The sequence below is a fragment of the Micromonospora sp. NPDC006431 genome (assembly GCF_042870725.1).
Taxonomy (GTDB): Bacteria; Actinomycetota; Actinomycetes; order Mycobacteriales; family Micromonosporaceae; genus Micromonospora.
The window spans coordinates 196,604-218,466 of sequence record NZ_JBIAHQ010000010.1 but is presented as its reverse complement, the minus strand read 5'-3'; the positions used below and the strand labels follow the sequence as shown (position 1 = coordinate 218,466).

The following is a 21,863-nucleotide window of genomic DNA, read 5'->3' as shown; positions in this document are numbered from 1 at the left end:
GGGGAACGTGTGACTAGGCTGCGAGCCATGGCCAGCGATGTGGACACCGCACCGCTTGTCGGCCGTGCCGACACCGTGACGGCGCTCCGGTCGGCCCTGCTCGACGACGTCGCGCCCGGGCACACCGCTGCGGTCTTCCTCACCGGTGAGAGCGGGGTGGGCAAGACCCGGCTGCTGGCCGAGGTCAGCGAGCGGCTGCGGGAGGCGGGCGCGCTCGTGCTGACCGGTTCCTGTCTCGACATCGGCGACGCCTCCCCGCTGCATCCGCTGCGGCAGGCGTTGCGCCGCTTCGACGCCGAGGCGACCGAGGCCCGCCTCGCCTCGGCGGTCCGCGGCCTGCTCCAGGTCTTCGACGAGGAGACCCCGGGCCCGGACGGCGCGGGCACCCTGCTGGAACGGGTCTCCCGCGGGTTGCAGCTGGTCGCCGGGGGGCGTCCGCTGGTCCTGGTCCTGGACGACTTCCAGTGGGTCGACCGGAGCACCCGCCAGCTCCTGCTCTATCTGCTCGCCGGCCTCGGTGACCTGCAGCTGTCGGTGCTCGCCGCGATCCGGGCCGAGTCGTTGCAGGGCGCGCACCCGTTGCGCCGGGTGCTCACCGAGCTGCGCCGGCTGCGGTCGGTCCGGGTGGTCGACCTGGCGCCGCTGGACCGCGCCGGCACCGACGAGCTGGCCGCCGCGATCGTCGGCGCGCCGCTGAACCCCGACGCGGCCGACCAGATGTGGCAGCGCAGCGGCGGCAACCCGTTCGTGGTCGAGGAGCTGGCCCGGGACCTGCGCGACGGCCGCGACGGCCTCTCCGACACGGTACGCGAGGTGTTCCTGGCCCGGGTGGACGCGCTGCCGCAGCACGCGCACGCGGTGGTGCACGCGGTCGCCGCCGGTGTCGAACCGGTCGAGCACTGGCTGCTCGCCCAGGTGGTCCGGTTGCCCGAGGAGGAGCTGATCGACGCGGTCCGGGCCGCGGTGGCGCACCGGCTGCTGGTCGGCGCCGACGACGGCTACCGGCTGCGGCACCGGCTGGTGGCCGAGGTGCTGGCGCACGAGCTGCTGCCCGCCGAGCGCGCCGCGCTGCACCGGCGCTACGCCGAGGCGCTGACCTCGGCCACCGCCGAGCTGCACCAGGCCCGGCTGGCCCACCACTGGCGGCTGGCCGGCGAGCCGGGCCGGGCGTTGCCGGCGGCGATGGCCGCGGCCCGCGAGGCCGAGCGGCTGCAGGGGTACACCGAGGCGCACCGGCACTGGTCGGCGGCGTTGCAGCTGGCGAACACCCCGGCCGCGGTGTCGCCGGACGGCGACCGGCCGGACCCGGTCGAGGTGAACCGCGCCGAACTGCTGGAGCACGCGGCCGAGACGGCGCACCACTGCGGCGAGCACGCCCGGGCCCTGGCCCTGCTGGAGGAGCTGGCCGCGGACCCGGCCGGGCCGGCGACCTGCGCCCTGCACATCCGGCGGGCCCGCTACCTGGCCGCCGCCGGCCGGTCGGCGCCGGCGGAGGCCGAGTACCGGCGGGCCCTGGAGGCCGCCGACTGCACCCCCCGGGAGCGGGCCACCGCCGCCGCCCACCTGGCCGAGCTGCTGCTGCACCTGGGCCGGTACGGCGAGGCCGGTGACCAGGCCCGGGAGGCGCTGGAGCTGGCCGCGGCGGTCGAGGGCTCCACCTCGGAGCTGGTGCTGGCCAGCGCCGCGCTCGGTTTCAGCGAGGCCTTCCTGGAGGACCCGGACGCCGGGCTGGCGGTCATGCGCAACGCGCTGGAGATCGCCGAGCGCGCCGGCCGGCCGGAGGACGTCGCGTGTGCGTACCTGCACCTGGCGGAGCTGCTCACCGGTCCGCTGAACATCCTCGAGGAGGGGGTGGTGGTCGCCCGCCGCGGTGCCGAGCGGGTCGCCGAGCTGGGGCTGGGCCGCACCTGGGAGACCCGGCTGCTGGCCATCGCCACCAACGGGCTGTTCCGGGTCGGCCAGTGGGCCGAGGCGGAGAAGGTGGTCGCGGCGGCGCTGCGGCACCGTCCCTCCGGCGCCGACGCGGTGGAGCTGCTGCTCGCCCGCTGCCGGCTCTCCGTCGGGTACGGCGACATCGAGGCCTCCGACCGGGACCTGGAGGCGGTGGCCACCGTGCTGGCCGGCGGCGGGGCCCGGCACGTGCTGCCGATGCTGATCCTGCGGGCCGGACTGGCCATGTGGCAGGGGCGGCACGACCTGGCCCGGCAGGCCGTCCAGCGGGGCCTTACCGAGAGCCGCTCCGACGACGTCATCGTGCTCGCCACGCTCGCGTGGCACGGGCTGCGGGCGGAGGCGGAGGCGCACGCCAGCCGGACCGTCGAGGTGGACCCCACCGCGGTGCGGCGGCTGCGCGAGGTGGCCGAACGGGTGGCGCGCAAGAGCGAGAAGGCGGGGGCCCCGGTGCGCTATGTCGCCGACGGGTTCCTGGCGTTGTGTGACGCCGAGGGCAGCCGGCTCGACGGCAAGGGCGACCCGGAACTGTGGGCCCGCTCGGCCGAGCTGTGGGACCACCGCAACCACCCCTATCCGGCGGCGTACTCGCGACTGCGGCAGGCCGAGGCGCTGCTGGCCCGGCGCAGCAAGCCGGCCACGGCGGGCAAGCTGCTGCGGCAGGCGTACCAGATGGCGCAGGGGCTGGGCGCGGTGCCGTTGAGCTCGGAGATCCGTACCCTGGCCGGTCGGGCCCGGGTGACCCTGGAGGAGCGGCCGGCCGGCGCCCGCCCGGTGCCCCGGCCCCGGCGGGCCCCGGCGGACGCCGCGCCGGCCGTGGACGAGCTGGAGGTGCTCACCGCCCGGGAGCGCGAGGTGCTCGCCGCGGTGGCGGAGGGGCTGACCAACAAGGAGATCGGCCAGCGGCTGTTCATCAGCGAGCGGACCATCGGTGTGCACGTGTCGCACATCTTCGACAAGCTCCAGGTCCGCACCCGGGTGCAGGCCAGCGCGATCTTCCTGCGCAACCGCTCCGCGTAGACCGGGCGCCCGATCGCGCCGAATACGTCGTTCTACTGATCCGGCCGGCGTACGCCGGCTGGGAGGCTGTCCAGCGTCACCGTGGCGCCCCGCGACGTTCCGGCACAGTGGAGGAGAGATGACTGAACCGGTCTGGGGTCCTGTGCACCAGGACATCGTCGGGCTGCTCGCCGACCACCCCGCCGACGTGCCGGCGGTCGTCGACCACCTCACCAAGCTCCAGGACATGCTGGTCCGGCTGCCTCCGCTCGAGGAGAGCTGCCCCCTCGCCGACTTCAACAGGCTCTACCTGACCATCACCACGAGCGTGCTGGAGGGCCTGTACGACGATCGGTTCGCCGACCCGGTCTTCCTGGCCCGGCTGGACGTGGAGTTCGCCACCCGCTACTTCGACGCGTTGCGGTTCTGGACCGAGTCCAGCCCGAACACGCCGAAGGCGTGGGCCTGCCTGTTCGAGCGGATGCGCGGCCCGGACGCCCGGCCGCTGCCGTCCGCCGCGGCCGGGGTCAACGCGCACATCAACTACGACCTGCCGTTCGCGCTGGTCACCACGTTCGACAGCCTGGAGTCCGAGCCGGTCGACGGCAGCGAGCAGCACCGCGACTACCTGGAGATCAACGACATCTTCGCCGAGAAGATCCCGGGGCTGCGCCGCGGCTACCTGGACAACTGGCAGTTGATGATCGACATGCTGAACGGCGAGATCGACGACTGGTACCAGGGCGAACTGGTGGAGTACACCCGGAACGTGGCCTGGCGCAACGCGCAGAAGATCTGGCGCTGCCGGCACGATCCGGAGGCCCGCGAGTGTGAGCGGACGCGGCTGGACGACAACGCCGCGCTGCTCGGCCGGCTGCTGCTCTCGCCCCTCGGGGCGTTCCTGCAGTAGCCGGGACGGGGGGTCCCCGCGCTCCGGAGTCCAGGGGGGCGGAGCGCGGGGACGCCGTCCCGCCGCCGGACGGTGAGGACTTCATCCGCCACCACGACGTGGCGCCGCGGCATCTGGTCCGGGCCGCCCGTGGCCGGGTGCTGATCTTTTACTTGGCCGGCGCCTAGCTGCACCGGTGGACCGCCGCGCTGGCGTGACGGCTCAGCCGCGCCGGGTCCGGTTCCGGTACGCCGCTGCGGCGGCCCGGTTGTTGCACAGCTCGCAGCAGTAGCGCTGCCGGCCCGCCCGGGTCCGGTCGAGGTAGGGCGCCCGGCAGGGGTCGGCGGCGCAGACGCCGAACCGGTCCGTCCCGCCGGTCGTGGCGGCCCGGGCCAGGGCTCCGGTGACGGTGGCGGCGAACGGCCCGATCGGGCCGGGCCGGGGCAGCGGGGTCAGCCGCAGCGTGCCGTCCGGGCTGGCCTCGACCGCCGTGCCGGCGCTGACCTCGGTCAGCACCTCGTTGAGGGTGGCCACCCGGGCGGCCGGGTCGGGAGCGGCGAAGACCTGGTAGAGCCGTGTCCGCAGCTCCCGCAGCCGGGGCAGGTCGGCGTCGCCCAGCGGTTCGGTCAGCTCGGTGAGGCCGAGTTCCCGGCCGGCGGCCCGGAGCCGGGCCACGGAGAGCTGGTCGACCGGGTCCTGGAGCACCCAGTAGCTGTGCAGCAGCGCGACGGCCAGCCGCAGCGCCGGCTCCAGGGGTGGCACCGCGCTCATCCGCGCCCGCTCCGCCGTCCGGTTGCCGACACGCCCGCCGTCCTTCCCCGCTTGACCTACCGCCGCCCGCCATCCTACCGTCATCAGCTGTAAAACGCGTTTAAAAACTTATGGAGGTGTGTGGTGCGACGACTACCCGCACTCGTGTCCACGGCCGTGCTGCTGGTCACCGGCGCATTCGTCAGCGTCGGCGGGGCGCACGCGCAGGCCCCGACCGACGCCGCGAGCGCCGGGAGACACCGGGCCGCCGTGCTGGTCCGGGACATCGAGATCCCGGTGCCCGGGCAGCCGGCCGTCCGGGCGTACCTGGTGCGGCCGCAGCGGTCCGGCGCCGGGCTGGCCGGCGTGCTGAACCTGCACTGGTTCGAGCCCGGCCGGGTCAACCAGGACCGCACCGAGTTCCTCGCCGAGGCGACCGCCCTGGCCGGGCGCGGGGTGGTCTCGCTGCTGCCCCAGCTCACCTTCCCGTGGGCGGGCGACCCGGTCGGCGACGCGCGGGACCGGGCCGCCGTGACCGCCCAGCTCGACGCGGTGCGGCACGCCTACCGGCGGCTGCTCGCCGAGCCCGGCGTCGACCGGACCCGCACCGCCGTGGTCGGCCACGACTACGGCGCGATGTACGCCGTCGACCTCGCCGCCGGCGAGCCGGGGCTGCGCACGGCGGTGCTCCTCGCGCCGGACGCCACCTGGGCGAACTGGTTCTACCTGTACTGGCTCCAGCTGCCGGAGGGGGAGCAGGCGGCATACCGGGCGGTCTTCGCCGGGCTGGACCCGGTGGACCTGGTGGGGCGGCTCGGCACCGGGGCGTACCTCCAGTTCGCCGGCGCGGACCGGTTCGTCGGCCCGGCGACCCGCGCGGCCTTCGCCGCCGCCGCACCGCAGGCCCGGGTGTCGCTCTATCCGCGCGAGGAACACGACCTGGGCGCGACCAGCGTCCGCGACGACCGGCTCGCCTGGCTCGCCCAACGGCTGGACCTGCGTGACTGACCACAGCGGGAGGGGGCCGGCCGGCCCGGGGCCTGCCGGCCGGTCCCGGCCCGCGGGATGGGCGGGCCCGGGCGCGGTGCCGACCACCGGGCCGCGGCCGGACCGGTGAGGGTACCTCGCTCCGGCCGCACCGACGCCGGCCGAGCCACCCCGGTTGTGCATCCGGTTCGCCGTCCCGGTGCCGGCCCTGGCCTCCCGTCCCTGGCCACACCACCCGGGCATCACGGTGACGTCGCCGATCCGGACTGCCGCCGCGCGCCCTGCGTACCCCGGCCCGAGCGGGGGGCGCCGGGCGGCACGCCCCCCGCCGGCCCGGGCGATCTTTCCCGGCTTGCCGGGTTCGCCGGTCGGCGCCGCGGGTACCGCCTACGGTCGGGTCAGGCTGGCGTTGCCGGTGGCGTCGCTGTGCGGGCGGCCCGGCGAGCCGCGCGCCGAGGGGTGAACATGACGGACGAGCGGGACGGGCCGCGACGCGGGCGGGGGCGGCGGGGCAACGCGGGGCGCGGCGACGAGCGCGGACTCGACGCCGCCGGCGACCGGGACCGCGCCCCGGGCCCCGGCCGGACGCCGGCGCGGATCCCGGAGTGCGTGCCGAGCCACATCCGGCCGGCGGAGCCGCCCAACCGGCTGAGCCGGTGGCTGTTCCAGCACCGGGTGCACCCGGTCGGCCCGGAGACGCTCGAACCGGAGGCCCGGGCCCACCCCTGGTGGCAGGTGATGTGCCTGACCGGCGTGGACTACTTCTCCACCCTCTCCTACCTGCCCGGCATCGCCGCCCTGGCGGCCGGTGTGCTTTCCCCGGTGGCCACCCTGCTGATCGTGGCGCTGACCCTGTTCGGGATGCTGCCGATGTACCGGCGGGTGGCCCGGGAGAGCCCGCACGGGCAGGGCTCCGTGGCCATGCTGGAGCGGCTGCTGCCGTTCTGGCGGGGGAAGATCTTCGTACTCATCCTGCTCGGCTTCGTCGCCACCTCGTGGATCATCACGATCACCCTCTCCGCCGCGGACGCCACGGTGCACCTGCTGGAGAACCCCAAGCTGCCGGCGTCGGTCCCGCACGGCGCCACGGCGGCGGTGCTGGTGACGGTGGTGCTCCTGCTCATCCTCGGCGGCGTGTTCCTGATGGGCTTCAGCGAGGCGGTGCAGGTCGCCATCCCCCTGGTCGCGGTCTTCCTCGCGCTCAACGCGGTGGTCGTGGTGGTCGGGCTCGGTCAGGTGGCGGCCCACCCGGAGGTGCTGAACGGCTGGCTCGAACTCCTCACCGCCCAGGTCACCAACGTCAGCGACCTGGTGGGGCCGGCCGTGCTGGCGTTCCCGCTGCTGGTGCTGGGCCTGTCCGGCTTCGAGACCGGGGTCAGCATGGAGCCGCTGGTCCGGGGCCGGGGCGCCGACCCGCAGGAGCGGCTCCGGTCCCGGATCCGGAACACCCGCAAGCTGCTCACCGCCGCGGCGCTCATCATGTCCGTCTACCTGATCACGACCACCTTCGTGACCACCGTGCTGATCCCCCCGAAGGAGTTCCAGCCCGGTGGGGGAGCCAACGGACGGGCGCTGGCCTTCCTGGCCCACGAGCACCTGGGCGAGGGGTTCGGCACCGTCTACGACATCAGCAGCATCCTCATCCTCTGGTTCGCCGGCGCCTCGGCGATGGCCGGTCTGATCAACATCGTGCCGCGTTACCTGCCGGACTACGGCATGGCGCCCGAGTGGGGCCGCGCGGTCCGTCCTGTGGTCCTCGTCTACACGCTGATCAGCATCGCCATCACGGTGGCCTTCCGCGCCGACGTGAACGCCCAGGCCGGGGCGTACGCGACGGGGATCCTGGCGATGATGTTCTCCGGCGCGATCGCGGTGGCCATCTCGGCGCTCCGCGCCCGGCACCGGGTCGCCGCGGCCGGCTTCACGGTGCTCACTGTGGTGCTGCTCTACGCGCTGCTGGCGAACGTCATCGAGAAGCCGGACGGCATCACGATCTCCGCGTTCTTCATCCTCGGCATCGTCGTGGTCTCGCTGGTCTCGCGGGTCACCCGGACCACTGAGCTGCGCGCCGCGCAGATCGAGTTCGACGAGCCGGCCCGGCGGTTCGTCGCCGACTCGCTGGCGAACGACGGCCGGCTGCACCTGGTCGCGAACAAGCGGCAGGGCGGGACGGTGCAGGAATACCGGGCCAAGGAGCGGGCGCAGCGGGCGATCAATCCGGTGCCGGGCAAGGCCGACGTTCTCTTCCTCGAGATCGACGTGATCGACCCGTCGCAGTTCAGCCAGGTGCTGCGGGTGCACGGGGTGGAGGTGGACGGGTACCGGGTGCTGCGGGCCGGCAGCCCGGCCGTGCCGAACGCGATCGCGGCGATCCTGCTCGCGCTCCGGGACGCCACCGGGGTACGCCCGCACGCCCACTTCGAGTGGTCGGAGGGAAATCCCCTCGCGCATCTGCTGCGCTACCTGATCCTCGGCCGGGGGGACACCCCGCCGGTGGTCCGGGAGATCATCCGCAAGGCTGAGCCCGATCCCGCCCACCGCCCCGGCATCCATGTCGGCGGCTGAGGCGGCGCGCTCAGCCGGGCGTGCGGCGGACCGCCCCAGGCTGCCGGCGAGAAACTTGTGGGCGGCTGCCCGTCCCGGCTGACGCCGGACCAACGCCCGCGTACACCAGCCTCCTAGGACGCCGTACGGAGGGTGACGACGCCCGCGCCGGACCCGAAGCGGCCCGCGCCGCAGGGAGCGGGCGCGGGCCGGAAGGGGAGTGGCCTACTTCGACGGCTCGGGGAGCGTGCAGTCCACCTTCGGGTTTGCGCCGATGTAGTTCAGCGGACCGGCCACGATGGTGACCAGAATGGTGCCGGCCTCGGCGCAGTTCTTGTCGTCGTTGCTGTAGTAGCCGCGCTGACCGGCGGCGATCGCGCCGATGATGAGCCAGATGACGACCAGGACGCCGAGTATCGAGGTGCCGCGCATGGGGTGCCTCCACGGGGTTGTGGCGGATTCGAGAGGTGAGGTCCCTGTACCCCGGGCGGGTGAGTGCCCAAACGGTGCCGCGAGACGCGCGGCCGATTTCGATCATCGCGGCCCCCGGTGGCGGCCCGCAGCGGCGCCGCTCACGGCGCGCCGGCTCAGGTCGGCGGGGACGCGTCCTCCGGCGGCCGGCCCCGGCTGCGCAGATGGTCGGCGACAGCCACGCCGGCCAGCACCAGCATGGCGCCGAGCGCGGCGCACAGCGGCGGCAGGAACAGCACCGCCGGCGCGATGGTGAGCAGGGCGAGCAGCCCGCCGGGGCGGGACAGCGACACCCGGCTGAACACCTCGTACTCGAAGACGCTGCGGCCGACCAGGAACATCGCCGGCCCGCCGAGGATGACCGCCGCCCAGGCCGGCGGCGTACGCCCTGTCGGCTCGTGCAGCACCAGGTCGAAGCCGGCCGCGGTGGTCACCACCCCGGCCACCATCAGCAGGTGGGTGTAGGGCGCGGTGTTCAAGAACCGGCTCGGCTGCTTCGACTGGGAAATGGCCTGCGGCAGCAGCTCACCGGACTTGTGCACGTAGATCCGCCAGAGCAGCAGGGTGGTGACGAAGGCGACCCCGAACGCGGCGATGTTCTCCGCCTCCGAATGGTGGAGGCTGAACATCGTGCCGGTGACCAGGATGGCGTCGCCGAGGGCGATGATGAAGAACTGTTGGTAGCGCTCGGACAGGTGCTCGGCGGTTACCTCCCGTTGCGAGTCGGGCACCACCCCGAGTCCGGGCACCGGGTACGCGAGCCGGAAGCCGAGATAGTCGATGCCCAACGCCAGTGCCCAGAACACCTGCCGGGCGTCCTCCGACACCACGGCCCCGACCAGCCAGGGGACGGCGGAGACCGCGAACCAGAGGAAGACCCGCGCCGCGCGGCGTCGGGTCGGCCCGTCGTGCCGGACCGCCGGCATGAGGAAGAGCCCGCGTCCAAGGTGGATGGCCACGTACGTCCCGGCAAAGACCAGGCCTCGGGTGCCGAAGGCGTCCGGGACGGCGGTGGTCATCAGCAGCGCGCCGAACATCACCGCGGCGATCAGCAGTTTGATCTGCGGACGCTGCGGGTCGTACATGTCGGTGACCAGGGTGGTGATGGCCCAGGTCCACCAGATCGCCATCAGCATGAGCAGGGACTGGAACGCCCGCTCCCAGCTGAGCTCGGTGACCAGGCCGCGCGAGATCAGGGCGAGTGCGACCACGTAGACCAGGTCGAAGAAGAGCTCCAGCAGGGTCACCCGGCGGGGGGACTCGGGGTCGCGGACCGGGGCCTGCCGGTGGGCGGGCTGCTCCGGCGTTGCGGAGGGCACGAACTGCTCCTGCGGTGGCGGGATCGGCGCGGCGGGCCGTCCGGCCCTTCACCGACGGTAGCCACGGCCGTCCTGACCCGTGTCCGGTTTTGCACTTTCCGGTGCACCCTTCCGGTGGGCGGTGGCGACGCCGCCGGCCAGTGCGGGGTGGGTCGGGGCGGGTGTTGGCGCCGTCCCGGCCGGCACCGGTTCGGGCCGGTGGTGACGGAGCGTCACCACCGGCCCGGGGTGTTCAAGCGGTGGCGGGGCCGCTCAGGGCAGCACCGCCTCGGCCTCGGCGCGGGCGCCGGCCAGCACCTTCGCCTGCTGCGGCCAGGTCGCCACGCTCGGCGCGGCGCGCAGGCCGGCGGCCTTGATGGTCTCCCGCAGCGCCGCTTCGTCCAGCTCGGCGAGCTGCTGGTAGGTGCGGATGCCGGCGGCCTGGAGCGCGGCGGCCATCTTCGGTCCGATGCCCTGGATCTGCCGGAAGTCGTCGGCGGCCTGGTCGGCCGGCGCGGCGACCGGGGTCGCGGTGGTGTTCTCGATCGAGGTACGCGGCGCGGGGATGGCCACCGGCGTGGCCGGCTCCTCGGGCGCCGCGGCCGGCTCGACCTCGGCGGCGACCGGCGCGGCCTTGACGGTGACCGGCGCGGACTCGGCGGGCTGGTCGGCCGGGGCGGAGCCGGCCGGCTCGGGGGTGTCGGTGGACGGTGGGGTGGTGGCCTCGACGGCCGGGGCGGCGACCGGGGGAGCGTCCTGCTCGGCCGGGGCCGGCTCCTCGGTCACCGCGGTGGGCGCCGGGACCTCGTCGACGACCGCGGCGGGCCGTTCCTGGTCACCGGTGGCGGTCGCGGGGTCACCCTCCACGATGGGTGCCGCCTGGTCCGCGGTGGTGCGGCCTCCGGCCAGCACCCGCCAGATCACGAGGCCCGCCAGCACGGCCAGGATCACGACGAGCCATAGCCCGATATTCGACGACACGGCCAATCTCCTCCTCAGTACGTGAACGACAGTCGTGCGAAAGCTCGGGGCAGCTTCGCACACGTACGTCGGGGACGATAGGGAGGTCCGCGGCTTTCGTCGCTGGTGGGACGGTTCGTGCCGAACGGTGGTGGTGGCATGACCGAGCGTGTGTCCCCGGAGGCCGGGCGGGGGCGCCCCGGACCCTGGTGCCTTTGGGGTCCGGGGCGCCCGGTCACGCGCGCTGCCGCGGGTCCGGTCAGCGGATCGGCCGCGGTGTGCGGGCTCCGGTGGCGTCCCAGCTGTAGAAGCAGCCGGCGACGGCCTCCCGTGGGGAGTGCCAGGTCGGCAGGTACGGCGACGTGTGCGCGGACAGTCGCTGGTTGACCTGCTCGAAGAGTGGGTGGTTGCGGACGCCGGCCGCCGCGTCCGGGTCGACGTCGGCGGTCTCCATCAGGTGGACGCACAGGTCGTGCAGGCTGTACAGCGACCGGTGCCGGACGCCGGTCAGGATGGGCAGATCGGTCGCGTCGGACTCGGCGAAGATCTGCGCCACCCGTCCCTCCGCGCCCGGCACGATCCGGCTGACGACCAACAGTCGACTCATCGGGACCCCTCTCGCCGGCGGTGCCGCCGTCCCGCGCAGCCGGGGCGTCGGACACCGTGTGCGCTCACATTGCCCGGTCGAGTGTCAACTGCTCGTCACGATCGGTCGTTGTTCGGTGATGGTTGTCGTGACCCCGTCGCTGCTGCCGCACCGTCGGTTGTGTCCGGTGAGCGCGAGCCGGGTGCGGTGGGCGCGGTCGGTCCGCGGTGCGCGGGTGGGCCGGCCGGCCGGCCGGGCGGGTTGCCCCGGTCGGATCGTCGGGACGGTGGCTCGTGCCGCGAGGCGCGCCGGATCGGGGCGAGGGTGTCGTCGAGCAGCGCGCACATCGCGGGGGACGGTTCCAGGCGCAGTTCGCGCAGCAGCAGGTCGCGGTAGACGTAGAAGGCGTGCACCGCCTCGAAGGCGTTGCCCTCGGCGAGGTGGATGCGGACCACGAGGCGGTGCGGGGTCTCCCGGAGTGGTTCGGCGGCCATCGCTTCCAGGGCCGCCTCCAGGGCCTCGCCGTGCCGGCCGGCGGCAAGGTGGTTGCTGGCGAGTTCCTCCAGCATGTGCAGCCGCAGCTGGCGCAGCCGTTCGCGTTCCAGCAGCACCCAGTCGTCGTACCAGCCGGGGAGCAGGTCGTGGCGTCCGGCGCTGGCGGCCCCGCGGGGCGTCTCGCGGTCGCGGACGCGGGCGGCGGTGTGGACCAGTTCGTCGACGTCGAGGTGGACGGTGTCGCCGAGCCGGACGGTGTCACCGTCGGTCAGCAGCGGGCAGCAGGGGTCCTGCCGCAACCGCCACAGGGCGGTACGCAGCGACGACAGCGCTCGTTCCTCGGAGGTTTCCGGCCACAGCAGCCCGGCCAGGTGGCTGCGGGTGGCGCCGGGTCGTAGCCCGATCAGGGCGATGACCCGTTGCAGTCCGCGGGGCACCACCATCGGCACGTCGTCGTGCAGCAACCGGAAGCCGCCGAGCAGGTGCAACGACACCGGTGGCGCGGACGGCTCCTCTGCCGCCGGCGTCCTCGATTCACCGGTCACGGGCGCACCCCCTGCACCGGAACCTTCGTTCCGACTGTCCTGTGTTGCCCGGCGCGGTGCCCGCGACCCCGGTGTCGGAACGGCTCCCGCCGCGGCGGCTGACGCCGCTGCAGCCGGGCTGACCGCAACGAACGTTACCAACTATGATTACTCTGGGTCAACAGTCGTGGTGTCAAATGCGACTGTCCACACTCCGCGCGAGAACTGGCGCTGAACTGCGAAAAAGTGTCGGAATGAGTTCCCGGAAGTCGATCTTCTGATAGCTCGCGCACAGGATGCGTCAACGCAGCGTCACGACATTTCGCCTCGGATGGCCCGCAGGTGACGCCCCGTTGACGGTGTCGGCGGGACGGTGACGGAGTCGTCCGGCGGGACCGGCCGCGCCATGCGCCGGGTTCCCGCATCCAAGGGGAGGCTCTCCATGGACCGTTCACTCATCGTCGCCAAGGTGGTGCCGACCGCCGAGGATCGGGTCGCCGAGATCTTCGCCGCGTCCGACGCGACCGAACTGCCCGGCGTGGTCGGCGTCCGCCACCGGTCGCTCTACCGGCTGCACGACCTCTACGTCCATCTCCTGGAGACGGAGCGGTCGGCCGACGGCGCGGTGGAGGACGCCCGTGGGCATCCCGAGTTCATCCGGGTCAGCGAGCGGCTGCGGCCGTACATCTCGCCGTATCTGCCGGACTGGCGCTCACCGCGGGACGCCATGGCCCACTGCTTCTACCGGTACGACGCGCCCGGGCGGCGGCCGTGACCACCACCGCGCCCCAGGACGAGCAGCTCTGGTCACGCTGCGACGGCTGCGCCTCGCTGCTGTACCGCAAGCGGTTGCGCCGCAACCTGGACGTCTGCCCGGAGTGCGGCTCGCACGCCCGGCTGGACGCCCCAGACCGGGTGGCGCAGCTGGTCGACTCGGACTCGTTCGTCCCGCTGCCGGAGCGGGCCGTTCAGGTCGACCCGATCGAGTTCGTCGACGCGGTGCCGTACCCGCACCGGCTCGGCGCGGCCCGCGTCGCCACCGGGCTGGACGAGGCGGTGCTCTGCGGCACCGCCCGCATCGGCGGTCATCCGGTGGCGCTGGCGGTGATGGACTTCCGCTTCCTCGGCGGCAGCCTGGGCTGCGCGGTCGGGGAGCTGATCACCCTGACCGCCGAGCGGGCGCTTGCCGAGGCGGTGCCGCTGGTGCTGGTCACCGCCTCCGGCGGGGCCCGCATGCAGGAGGGGGCGCTGTCGTTGATGCAGATGGCCACGGTCAGCCAGGCCCTCGCCGGGCTGCGCGAGGCGGGCCTGCTGACCGTCAGCGTCCTCACCGACCCCACCTACGGCGGGGTGGCCGCGTCCTACGCCACCAACACCGACGTGGTGCTCGCCGAGAGCGGCGCCCGGATGGGCTTCGCCGGCCCCCGGGTGATCCGGCAGGTCACCGGTGCCGCGCTGCCCGAGGGCTTCCAGACCGCCGAGTTCCTGCTGCGGCACGGGCAGATCGACATGGTGGTGCCCCGGCACGCGCTGCGCGGCCGGCTGACCGCGCTGCTCGCCGCGGCGCACGCGGCCCGCCGGCGGGTGCCCGTACCCCGGCAGGTGCCGGCGCCGCGGTCGGCGACCGGGGGCGGCGGCGCCGTGCCCGCGACGGCGGCCGGCCCGGAGCGGGACGCCTGGGCGACGGTACGCACGGCCCGGCATCCCGGCCGGCCCACCACGCTGGACTACCTGGACACCGCCTTCGACGGCTTCGTCGAGCTGCACGGCGACCGGCTCGGCGCGGACTGCCCGGCGATCGTCGGCGGCCTGGCTCGGCTCGACGGCCGGCCGGTGATGGTGATCGGCCACCAGAAGGGGCACACCACCGCCGAGCTGGTGGCGCACAACTTCGGCATGGCCAGCCCGGCCGGGCACCGCAAGGCGTTGCGGCTGATGCGACTCGCGGCCCGGCTTGGCCTGCCGGTGGTGACCCTGGTGGACACCCCCGGCGCCGATCCGGGGGTGAGCGCGGAGCAGCAGGGGCAGGCGGCGGCGATCGCCGAGAACATCCTCGCGCTGAGCATGCTGCCCACCCCGGTCGTCGCGGTGGTCACCGGTGAGGGCGGCAGCGGCGGGGCGCTCGCCCTCGCGGTGGCCGACCGGGTGCTCATGCTCGAACGCGCCGTCTATTCGGTGATCAGCCCGGAGGGCTGCGCCGCGATCCTCTGGCCGGACAGCTCCGCCGCGCCGCAGGCGGCCCGCGCGCTGCGGCTCACCGCCGTCGACCTGTGCCGGCTGGGGGTGGTCGACGAGGTGGTGCCGGAGCCGGCGCAGGCCGCGCACGGTGACCCGGCGGGCGCGGCCGAGCTGCTGGGCCGGGTGGTGGCGGCGAATCTCGCCCCGTTGCTCGACGTGCCGCCGGCCACCCTGGTCCGCCGCCGCCGGCAGCGGTTCCGTCGCTTCGGTGCGGCCCGCGCCGTTGGGGTTACCCGATGAGCGCCGGCGCCCGACCCGACGAGGTGCTGGACGGGCTGCGCCGGCACGCCCGCAAGCTGGTCGCCGAGCTGGCCGGCCCGGTGCGCCGGGTCCGGCTGCGTAGCGGCGAGAACGTGCTGGAGGTGGAGTGGCACGGTCCGGCCCAGGCGGCGCCCGCCCCGCGCGCCGATGCCGAGCCGGTCGTGGAACCGGCCACCGAGCCGGTGTCCGCGCCGGACCGGCTGGCCGTGCGGGCGCCCGTGGTGGGCACCTTCTACCGCGCCCCGGAACCGGGCGCCGCTGCCTTCGTCGCCGTCGGCGACCTGGTCCGGCCGGGCCAGGTGGTCGGCATCGTCGAGGCCATGAAGTTGATGAACGAGGTGACCGCCGACCAGGCCGGACGGGTGGTCGAGATGCTGGTCGAGGACGGCAAGCCCGTCGAGTACGACCAGCCGCTGGTCGCCCTGGAACCGCTCGCCACGCGAGGAAGCTGATGTTCGACAAGGTGCTGATCGCCAACCGGGGTGAGATCGCGCTGCGGGTCCTGCGGGCCTGCCGGGAGCTGGGGGTGCGTACCGTGGTGGTGTACTCCACCGCTGACGCCGACTCGTTGCCGGTGCGGCTGGCCGACGAGACCGTCCGGATCGGACCGGCAGCGAGCCGGCAGAGCTACCTGAACGCCGCGGCGATCGTCGAGGCCGCCCGGCAGACCGGTGCGCAGGCCGTGCATCCCGGCTACGGGTTTCTCTCCGAGGACGCCGACTTCGCCGAGATCTGCGCGGCAAACGGGCTGACGTTCGTCGGCCCGCCGCCGGAGGTGATGTCGGCGCTGGCCGACAAGTCCACCGCCCGGGCGCTGATGAGCAAGGCGGGGCTGTCGCTGCCGCCGGGCGCCGTGCAGACCCTGCCGACGGTAGCCGACGCGTTGGAGGTGGCCGCCGAGGTGGGCTACCCGGTGATCATCAAGGCGGCGGCGGGCGGCGGCGGGCGCGGCATGACGGTGGTGCACGGGGCGGCCGAGTTGCCCCGCGCGTACGCGCGTACCCGCGCCGCCGCCCAGGTCGCCTTCGGCGACGACCGGGTGTACGTCGAGCGCTACCTCGCCGACGCCCGGCACGTCGAGGTGCAGGTGCTCTGCGACGGCCACGGCAACGGGGTGCACCTGGGCACCCGGGACTGCTCGGTGCAGCGCCGCCACCAGAAGCTGATCGAGGAGGCGCCCGCCCCGGCGCTGCGGCAGTCCACCCTGGACACGCTCGCGGAGACCGCACTGCGTGGCGTCCTGTCGGTCGGCTTCACCGGCGCCGGGACCGTCGAGTTCCTGGTCGACGGGGCGGGACAGGGCCACTTCCTGGAGATCAACTGCCGGATCCAGGTCGAGCACCCGGTGACCGAGCTGGTGACCGGCGTGGACCTGGTGCACGAGCAGTTGCACATCGCCGCCGGTACGCCGCTGCGCCTGCGGCAGGAGGACATCCGGCTGCGCGGGGTGGCCGTCGAGGCCCGGGTCAACGTGGAGGACCCGGACCGGGACTTCGCGCCCGCGCCCGGCCGGCTCGACCGGTTCCGGCCACCCGGCGGCCCGTTCACCCGGGTCGACACCCACGGCCATCCCGGCTATCTGGTCAGCCCGCACTACGACTCGCTGCTGGCCAAGGTCGCGGTCTGGGCGCCGGACCGGGACGGCGCGCTCGACCGCCTCGACCGTGCGCTCGGCGAGTTCGAGGTGGCCGGGCCGGGTGTCCGCACCACCATCCCGTTCGTCCGGCGGGTGCTGCGCGACCTGGCGTTCCGCCGGGGACGCCACACCACCGGCCTGGTCGACCGGCTGCTCACCGCCCCTGCCGAGGGGGCCGCGCCCGATGCTCCGCCGGCCCCCGATGCCACGCCCGTCGACGGCACCGCGCCCGCCGAGGGCGGCGCGCCGCGCGTGGCCGCTCCCGCCAACGGCACGGTGCCCGCCGCAGGCACCGCGCCCGCCGGCCACGTGGCCCTGAACGGCGGGCAGGGCGGGCCCGCCGCCGACGGCGGGCCGGGTCCCGGCCGCGCCGCCCCCGTGCCCGCTGATCCCGTGTTCGTCACCCGTGCCGAGGCCGACCCGGCCGGCCGTACCCCCGTCACCGCCGTGCCCGCCGCCGGCCCGACCACTTGGAGGACCCGATGACCGTCGCTTCCGACCGCCCGCTCGCCGCGCAGATCACCGACATCCTTGTCACCCACTGCGGCCTGGACGCGCAGACCGCCGCCCGCACCCCGGCCGCCAGCCTGGAGGAGCTCGGCATGGACTCGCTCGCCCTGCTCGAACTCTCCGCGGTCGTGGCCGACCGGTGGCGGGTCAAGATCCCCGAGCAGGCCGGGCAGCTCAGCATCGCCGGCGTCGCCGATCTGGTGGCCCGCAAGGCCGACCCGCCCGGACACACCGAGAACGGCATCGAGATCGCCGCGCCGCTGCCCCTGGTCTGGGAGGTCACCAACGACGTGGCCCGGTGGACCGAGCTGTTCACCGAGTACGCGGCGGTGGAGATCCTGGACCGCACCGGCGACACCGTGCGGTTCCGGCTCACCATGCATCCCGACGAGAACGGCGTGGCCTGGAGCTGGGTCAGCGAACGCACCGCCGACCGGGCGAGCCGGCAGGTGCACGCCCACCGGGTGGAGACCGGCCCGTTCGAGTACATGCGCATCCACTGGCGCTACGACGAGGTCCCCGGCGGCACCCGGATGACCTGGGTGCAGGACTTCGCCATGAAGCCCAGCGCCCCGGTCGACAACGCCGGCATGACCGAGCGGATCAACGCCAACAGCAAGGTCCAGCTCGCCGTCATCAAGGAACGGATCGAACGGCGGGCGGCCGCGTCGACCGGGAAGGAAGGCCGCGATGCCTGAGACCACCACCGCCCGCGTCTCCGTCCACGACGTCCCCGCCGACCGGCGGCGCGGCGGCGAGCTGCGGGTCCTGCTCGGCCCGAAGACCGTCGGCAGCACCTCCGGGTTCATGGGCGTGGCCGCCCTCGCCCCCGGAGAGCGGATCGCCGAGCACTACCACCCCTACAGCGAGGAGTTCCTCTACGTCGCCCGCGGCGCGATCACCGTCGACCTGGACGACCGGCCGGTGCCGCTCGGCGCGGGCGAGGCGCTCTTCGTGCCGAAGGACGTCCGGCACCGGCTGCGCAACACCGGCGACGAGCCGGCCGAGGTGGTCTTCCACCTCGGGCCCCTCGCTCCGCGCCCCGAGCTCGGCCACGTCGACACCGAGACACCCCCGCCCCCTCGGGAACCGTCGTGACCGGCCGGCGGACCGTGGTCACCGGCATCGGCGTCGTCGCACCCGGCGGCGCCACCCGGGACCGGTTCTGGAAGACCATCACCGAGGGGCGGACCGCCACCCGGCGGATCAGCTTCTTCGACCCGTCGCCGTTCCGCTCCCAGATCGCCGCCGAGTGCGACTTCGACCCGGACGCGGCCGGCATCACCCTCGCCGAACGGCAACGCGCCGACCGGTACGTGCAGTTCGCCCTGGCCTGCTCCACCGAGGCGCTCGCCGACAGCGGCCTCACCCTCACCGACGCCGACCGGGAACGCGCCGGCGTGGTGCTGGGCACCGCCGTCGGCGGCACCATGGCCCTGGAGCAGGAGTACGTCCGGGTCAGCGACTCCGGCCGGCACTGGCTGGTGGACCACACTCGCGGCGGGCGGTACCTCTACCAGGCGCTGGTCCCCAGCAGCCTGGCCGCCGACGTGGCCTGCCGGCACGGCCTGCACGGCCCGGCCCAGGTCGTCTCCACCGGCTGCACCTCCGGCATCGACGCCATCGGGTACGCCCACCAGCTCATCGCCGACGGCGAGGCGGACGTGGTCCTGGCCGGGGCGGCGGACTCGCCGATCTCCCCGGTGACGGTCGCCTCGTTCGACGCCATCCAGGCCACCAGCCCGGACAACGACGACCCGGAGCACGCGTCCCGGCCGTTCGACGCCGACCGGCACGGGTTCGTCCTCGCCGAGGGGGCGGCCGTGCTGGTGCTGGAGGAGGTCGAGCACGCCCGCCGCCGGGGCGCCCACGTCTACTGCGAGGTGGCCGGGTACGCCAGCCGCAGCAACGGCTTCCACATGACCGGGCTGCGCCCGGACGGGGTGGAGATGTCCCTGGCCATCAGCGACGCGCTGCGCCAGGCCCGGCTCGCCCCGTCGGCCGTCTCGTACGTCAGCGCGCACGGCTCGGGCACCCGGCAGAACGACCGGCACGAGACGGCCGCGTTCAAGCGGGCGCTCGGGCCCACCGCGTACCGGGTGCCGGTCAGCTCGATCAAGTCGATGGTGGGGCACTCGCTCGGCGCCATCGGCTCGATCGAGATGGCCGCGTGCGCGCTGGCCATCGAGTACGGGGTGGTCCCGCCGACCGCCAACTGGGCCACCCGGGATCCGGAGTGCGACCTGGACTACGTGCCCAACGAGGCGCGGGAGGTGCCCGTCGACGTGGCCCTGTCGGTGGGCAGCGGCTTCGGCGGCTTCCAGTCCGCGATGGTCTTCCGCCGGCTGGCGGTCACTCCATGACGGCGCGGGCGGTGGTGACCGGGATCGGGGTGGTGGCGCCGACCGGGATCGGTAACGACGCGCACTGGGCCAGTGTGGTCGCCGGCACCCGGCGCACCGGGCCGATCACCCTGTTCGATCCGGCGAGCTATCCCACCCGGGTGGCCGGGGAGGTGCCCGACTTCGACCCCGGCGGGTTCGCCGACACCCGGCAGCGGGTGCAGACGGACCGGTGGACGCATCTCGGGTTCGCGGCCACCCGGCTGGCGCTGGCCGACGCCGGGCTGCCCGAGCGGGCGCCGGACCCGTACCGGTGGGCGGTAACGCTGGCCAGTTCCTCCGGCGGGAACCTGTTCGGCCAGCGGGAGCTGCAGCGGCTGTGGGGTGGGCCGACGCGGACCGTCGGGGCGTACCAGTCGATCGCCTGGTTCTACGCGGCCAGTGTCGGGCAGGTGTCCATCCACCACCAGCTCAAGGGGCCGTGCGGGGTGACGGTGTCGGAGTCGGCCGGTGGGCTGGACAGCCTGGCCCACGCGGTCCGGACCGTCCGTCGGGGCACCCCGCTGGTGGTGGCCGGGGCGACCGAGTGCCCGCTCAGCCCGTACGCGCTGGCCTGCCAGCTCCGTTCGGGGCTGCTCAGCGACGTCGCCGACCCGGAGCGGGCGTACCGGCCGTTCGACGCCGGGGCCAGCGGGTACGTGCCGGCCGAGGGTGGCGCCGTCTTCGTGGTGGAGGAGTTGGGACACGCGCTGGACCGGGGCGCCCGGATCTACGGCGAGATCACCGGCTGGGCGGCCACCCACGACGCCGCCCCGACCGATCCCGAGGCCGGCCCCGATCCGACCCACTACGCCCGGGCGCTGCGGTTGGCCCTGGAGCGGGCCGGCGTACGGCCGCACGACGTGGACGTGGTCTGGCCGGACGCGCTGGGCGTGCCGGCGTTCGACCGGGCGGAGGCGAGCGCCCTGCGGGCGGTGTTCGGAAAGCGTACGCCGTCGGTCACCACCCAGAAGCCGCTGACCGGCCGGGCGCACCAGGGTGGGTCGGCGCTGGACGCGGCGACCGCGCTGCTCGCCTTCCACCACGGCCGGCTGCCCGCCTCCGCCGGCCCGCAGCGGCCCGCCGCGGGCTGCGAGCTGCCCTTCCTGCGGGATCCACGTCGCCCGCGCAGCCGTATCGCGCTGGTCGGGGCGCGCGGCTTCGACGGCTTCAACAGCGCACTGGTGCTGCGCGGCGCCGCGCCCCCACCCGCGTCGGAAGAGAGTCCCTAGACGGGTGGTCCAGGTCTTGCTGCAAAACACGATCTTGGAGGCTCTTTCGCTGTGCCCAGACGTTGACCCCTGACTTCGGCTTTACTCGTCTGGTCGGCGAATCAGTCGGGCTCGACCAGGAGCCGGGCGTAGTTGGCCGTCGACCGCTGGTAGCGCGGCAGGTGCTTGGCGAGCGCCCCGACGGCGATCGACACTGCCTCCCGCTCCCGGCCGACGCTGGTCAGTGCCAGCGCGAGCGCCGCGCTGACCGCGTCGTCGAGCTCGTCGGAGCCGCGCTCGCGCTCCTCGGTCAGCAGCCGGACGCTCTCCCCGGGCTGCCCGATGTTGCGCAGCGAGCTGGACATCTGGATCACCGAGCGCCGCCGCCGGATGCCGTGAGGCAGGCGTGGGAAGTCTTGGTCGAACCGGTCTGGCCGCAAGTGCGCGGGCTGCTTGACGCCGATGTGGGCTTTCAGACCCGGCGGCTCGCCGAAGGCGGCCTGGACCGGCTGTTCGCCGAGTTGCATCCACGACTGCGCTGGAACAACGGCGTGCTGACCCGCGAGTACGGCGACGACGAGCATCGCGATCTGCGAGGCGATGGGCTTGTCCTGGTGCCCGGCGCCTTCAAGTGGGATCAGGTCGTCGTCATCGTGGACCCGCCGTGGCAGCCCACAGTGATCTATCCGGCGCGCGGGCTCGGCACGCTCTGGCAGCCCCTGTCCACCGATCGGCATGCGGCTCTCGGTCGGTTGATCGGCAGAACCCGGGCGGTGCTGCTGCTCGGCCTCGACGAGCCGACCAGCACGACCACGCTGGCCCACCGCCACGCGCTGGCAGCCGGGACGGTCTCCGAGCATTTGTCGGTGCTGCGCGACGCCGGGTTCGTCGCCGGGGAACGACACCGGCACGAGATCCGCTATCGGCGTACGCCCCTCGGCGAAGCCGTGCTCCGTTAGTGCGGTGTTCACCACGTGCACCGGGTGTGCCGGTGGTTGTTGTGGATCCTCGCCGGGCGAGCGGCGTCCCCGTCACGGTGCCGGCGATTGCCGGGCAAGGGGCGGCGGCCGGCGGTGTACTGGAGCCGGCGTAATCGCGATCCTGCCCTGTCCGATCGAGCCGCGGCAATCCACCCAGCCGCTTTTCCTGATCTAGCCATTTGCATCTAGCTAT

Annotated in this window: 18 protein-coding genes and 2 pseudogenes; 13 read left to right on the top strand and 7 right to left on the bottom strand. The window is 74.1% G+C overall.

The features are described 5' to 3' along the window. Positions 1–27: 27 nt before the first annotated feature. Positions 28–2,970, top strand: coding sequence for a helix-turn-helix transcriptional regulator (locus ACFYM6_RS19345; RefSeq protein WP_387277222.1), 2,943 nt, complete (start codon positions 28–30; stop codon positions 2,968–2,970). Between the two features lie 118 nt (positions 2,971–3,088). After that, positions 3,089–3,859 carry a DUF5995 family protein gene (locus ACFYM6_RS19340; RefSeq protein ID WP_387277220.1) on the top strand — a complete coding sequence of 257 codons (771 nt, stop codon included), beginning with the start codon at positions 3,089–3,091 and terminating at the stop codon, positions 3,857–3,859. A 201-nt stretch (positions 3,860–4,060) separates the two neighbouring features. On the opposite strand, the gene ACFYM6_RS19335 is transcribed toward ACFYM6_RS19340, so the two are convergent. Next, entirely contained in the window at positions 4,061–4,609 is a 549-nt protein-coding gene (locus ACFYM6_RS19335; protein WP_357435890.1) for a CGNR zinc finger domain-containing protein, read from the bottom strand. A gap of 123 nt (positions 4,610–4,732) precedes the next feature. On the opposite strand from ACFYM6_RS19335, the gene ACFYM6_RS19330 reads away from it, so the two are divergent. Both ACFYM6_RS19330 and ACFYM6_RS19325 read left to right on the top strand, forming a co-directional pair. Then, the gene (locus tag ACFYM6_RS19330; protein WP_387277218.1) at positions 4,733–5,596 is read left to right on the top strand and encodes an alpha/beta hydrolase family protein; all 864 of its coding nucleotides are present in this window, start codon (positions 4,733–4,735) and stop codon (positions 5,594–5,596) included. Between the two features lie 444 nt (positions 5,597–6,040). Further along, positions 6,041–8,140: an amino acid transporter gene (locus ACFYM6_RS19325; protein WP_387277216.1), complete on the top strand. Its 2,100-nt coding sequence runs from the start codon at positions 6,041–6,043 to the stop codon at positions 8,138–8,140. 204 nt (positions 8,141–8,344) lie between these two features. On the opposite strand, the gene ACFYM6_RS19320 is transcribed toward ACFYM6_RS19325, so the two are convergent. The 5 genes and pseudogenes from ACFYM6_RS19320 to ACFYM6_RS19300 all read right to left on the bottom strand — a co-directional run. Next, complete coding sequence (locus tag ACFYM6_RS19320; protein ID WP_073836253.1) at positions 8,345–8,551, bottom strand: hypothetical protein; 207 nt, start codon at positions 8,549–8,551, stop codon at positions 8,345–8,347. A gap of 155 nt (positions 8,552–8,706) precedes the next feature. Beyond that, positions 8,707–9,909 (bottom strand): low temperature requirement protein A, encoded by a 1,203-nt coding sequence (locus ACFYM6_RS19315; RefSeq protein ID WP_387277214.1) that lies wholly within the window; start codon positions 9,907–9,909, stop codon positions 8,707–8,709. A 252-nt stretch (positions 9,910–10,161) separates the two neighbouring features. Continuing rightward, a complete protein-coding gene (locus tag ACFYM6_RS19310; RefSeq protein ID WP_387277212.1) occupies positions 10,162–10,869 on the bottom strand; it encodes a helix-hairpin-helix domain-containing protein in 708 nt (235 codons plus the stop codon). A 238-nt stretch (positions 10,870–11,107) separates the two neighbouring features. Beyond that, the gene (locus tag ACFYM6_RS19305) at positions 11,108–11,455 is read right to left on the bottom strand and encodes a TcmI family type II polyketide cyclase (protein WP_387277210.1); all 348 of its coding nucleotides are present in this window, start codon (positions 11,453–11,455) and stop codon (positions 11,108–11,110) included. A 245-nt stretch (positions 11,456–11,700) separates the two neighbouring features. Beyond that, positions 11,701–12,474, bottom strand: a pseudogene (locus tag ACFYM6_RS19300) (BTAD domain-containing putative transcriptional regulator); the annotation flags it as partial. A 421-nt stretch (positions 12,475–12,895) separates the two neighbouring features. On the opposite strand from ACFYM6_RS19300, the gene ACFYM6_RS19295 reads away from it, so the two are divergent. The 8 genes and pseudogenes from ACFYM6_RS19295 (at position 12,896) to ACFYM6_RS19260 (ending at position 20,711) form a co-directional block, all read left to right on the top strand. Further along, on the top strand, positions 12,896–13,228 hold the full coding sequence (locus ACFYM6_RS19295; RefSeq protein WP_387277208.1) for a TcmI family type II polyketide cyclase: 333 nt from the start codon (positions 12,896–12,898) through the stop codon (positions 13,226–13,228). Continuing rightward, a complete protein-coding gene (locus ACFYM6_RS19290; protein WP_387277207.1) occupies positions 13,225–14,931 on the top strand; it encodes an acetyl-CoA carboxylase carboxyltransferase subunit alpha in 1,707 nt (568 codons plus the stop codon). Before ACFYM6_RS19295 ends, ACFYM6_RS19290 begins: the two co-directional genes overlap by 4 nt. Next, positions 14,928–15,404 carry an acetyl-CoA carboxylase biotin carboxyl carrier protein gene (gene accB / locus ACFYM6_RS19285; RefSeq protein WP_387277205.1) on the top strand — a complete coding sequence of 159 codons (477 nt, stop codon included), beginning with the start codon at positions 14,928–14,930 and terminating at the stop codon, positions 15,402–15,404. Before ACFYM6_RS19290 ends, accB begins: the two co-directional genes overlap by 4 nt. Then, positions 15,404–16,744, top strand: a pseudogene (locus ACFYM6_RS19280) (acetyl/propionyl/methylcrotonyl-CoA carboxylase subunit alpha); the annotation flags it as partial. The gene accB and the pseudogene ACFYM6_RS19280, both read left to right, overlap by 1 nt. A 326-nt stretch (positions 16,745–17,070) precedes the next feature. Beyond that, complete coding sequence (locus tag ACFYM6_RS19275) at positions 17,071–17,796, top strand: SRPBCC family protein (protein ID WP_387277203.1); 726 nt, start codon at positions 17,071–17,073, stop codon at positions 17,794–17,796. Beyond that, on the top strand, positions 17,789–18,196 hold the full coding sequence (locus tag ACFYM6_RS19270) for a cupin domain-containing protein (protein WP_073836261.1): 408 nt from the start codon (positions 17,789–17,791) through the stop codon (positions 18,194–18,196). Before ACFYM6_RS19275 ends, ACFYM6_RS19270 begins: the two co-directional genes overlap by 8 nt. Beyond that, positions 18,193–19,461, top strand: coding sequence for a beta-ketoacyl-[acyl-carrier-protein] synthase family protein (locus tag ACFYM6_RS19265; RefSeq protein ID WP_387277201.1), 1,269 nt, complete (start codon positions 18,193–18,195; stop codon positions 19,459–19,461). The genes ACFYM6_RS19270 and ACFYM6_RS19265 overlap by 4 nt, the downstream gene beginning before the upstream one ends. Further along, positions 19,458–20,711 carry a beta-ketoacyl synthase N-terminal-like domain-containing protein gene (locus ACFYM6_RS19260; protein WP_387277200.1) on the top strand — a complete coding sequence of 418 codons (1,254 nt, stop codon included), beginning with the start codon at positions 19,458–19,460 and terminating at the stop codon, positions 20,709–20,711. The genes ACFYM6_RS19265 and ACFYM6_RS19260 overlap by 4 nt, the downstream gene beginning before the upstream one ends. Positions 20,712–20,812: 101 nt before the next feature. Here the strand turns inward: ACFYM6_RS19260 and ACFYM6_RS19255 are convergent, their stop codons facing one another. After that, a complete protein-coding gene (locus ACFYM6_RS19255) occupies positions 20,813–21,217 on the bottom strand; it encodes a tetratricopeptide repeat protein (RefSeq protein ID WP_387277198.1) in 405 nt (134 codons plus the stop codon). On the opposite strand from ACFYM6_RS19255, the gene ACFYM6_RS19250 reads away from it, so the two are divergent. Continuing rightward, positions 21,107–21,649, top strand: a complete 543-nt coding sequence (locus tag ACFYM6_RS19250; protein ID WP_387277359.1) for a DUF5937 family protein — start codon at positions 21,107–21,109, stop codon at positions 21,647–21,649. The two genes, ACFYM6_RS19255 and ACFYM6_RS19250, sit on opposite strands and share 111 nt — an antisense overlap. Positions 21,650–21,863 lie beyond the last annotated feature (214 nt).

Excerpts from the sequence above, each read along its gene's own strand:
- ACFYM6_RS19345 (WP_387277222.1), top strand. The coding sequence starts at position 28 with ATGGCCAGCGATGTGGACACCGCACCGCTTGTCGGCCGTGCCGACACC.
- ACFYM6_RS19340 (WP_387277220.1), top strand. The coding sequence starts at position 3,089 with ATGACTGAACCGGTCTGGGGTCCTGTGCACCAGGACATCGTCGGGCTG.
- ACFYM6_RS19335 (WP_357435890.1), bottom strand. The coding sequence starts at position 4,609 with ATGAGCGCGGTGCCACCCCTGGAGCCGGCGCTGCGGCTGGCCGTCGCG.
- ACFYM6_RS19325 (WP_387277216.1), top strand. The coding sequence starts at position 6,041 with ATGACGGACGAGCGGGACGGGCCGCGACGCGGGCGGGGGCGGCGGGGC.
- ACFYM6_RS19320 (WP_073836253.1), bottom strand. The coding sequence starts at position 8,551 with ATGCGCGGCACCTCGATACTCGGCGTCCTGGTCGTCATCTGGCTCATC.
- ACFYM6_RS19305 (WP_387277210.1), bottom strand. The coding sequence starts at position 11,455 with ATGAGTCGACTGTTGGTCGTCAGCCGGATCGTGCCGGGCGCGGAGGGA.
- ACFYM6_RS19295 (WP_387277208.1), top strand. The coding sequence starts at position 12,896 with ATGGACCGTTCACTCATCGTCGCCAAGGTGGTGCCGACCGCCGAGGAT.
- accB (WP_387277205.1), top strand. The coding sequence starts at position 14,928 with ATGAGCGCCGGCGCCCGACCCGACGAGGTGCTGGACGGGCTGCGCCGG.
- ACFYM6_RS19275 (WP_387277203.1), top strand. The coding sequence starts at position 17,071 with ATGACCGTCGCTTCCGACCGCCCGCTCGCCGCGCAGATCACCGACATC.
- ACFYM6_RS19270 (WP_073836261.1), top strand. The coding sequence starts at position 17,789 with ATGCCTGAGACCACCACCGCCCGCGTCTCCGTCCACGACGTCCCCGCC.
- ACFYM6_RS19260 (WP_387277200.1), top strand. The coding sequence starts at position 19,458 with ATGACGGCGCGGGCGGTGGTGACCGGGATCGGGGTGGTGGCGCCGACC.
- ACFYM6_RS19255 (WP_387277198.1), bottom strand. The coding sequence starts at position 21,217 with ATGCAACTCGGCGAACAGCCGGTCCAGGCCGCCTTCGGCGAGCCGCCG.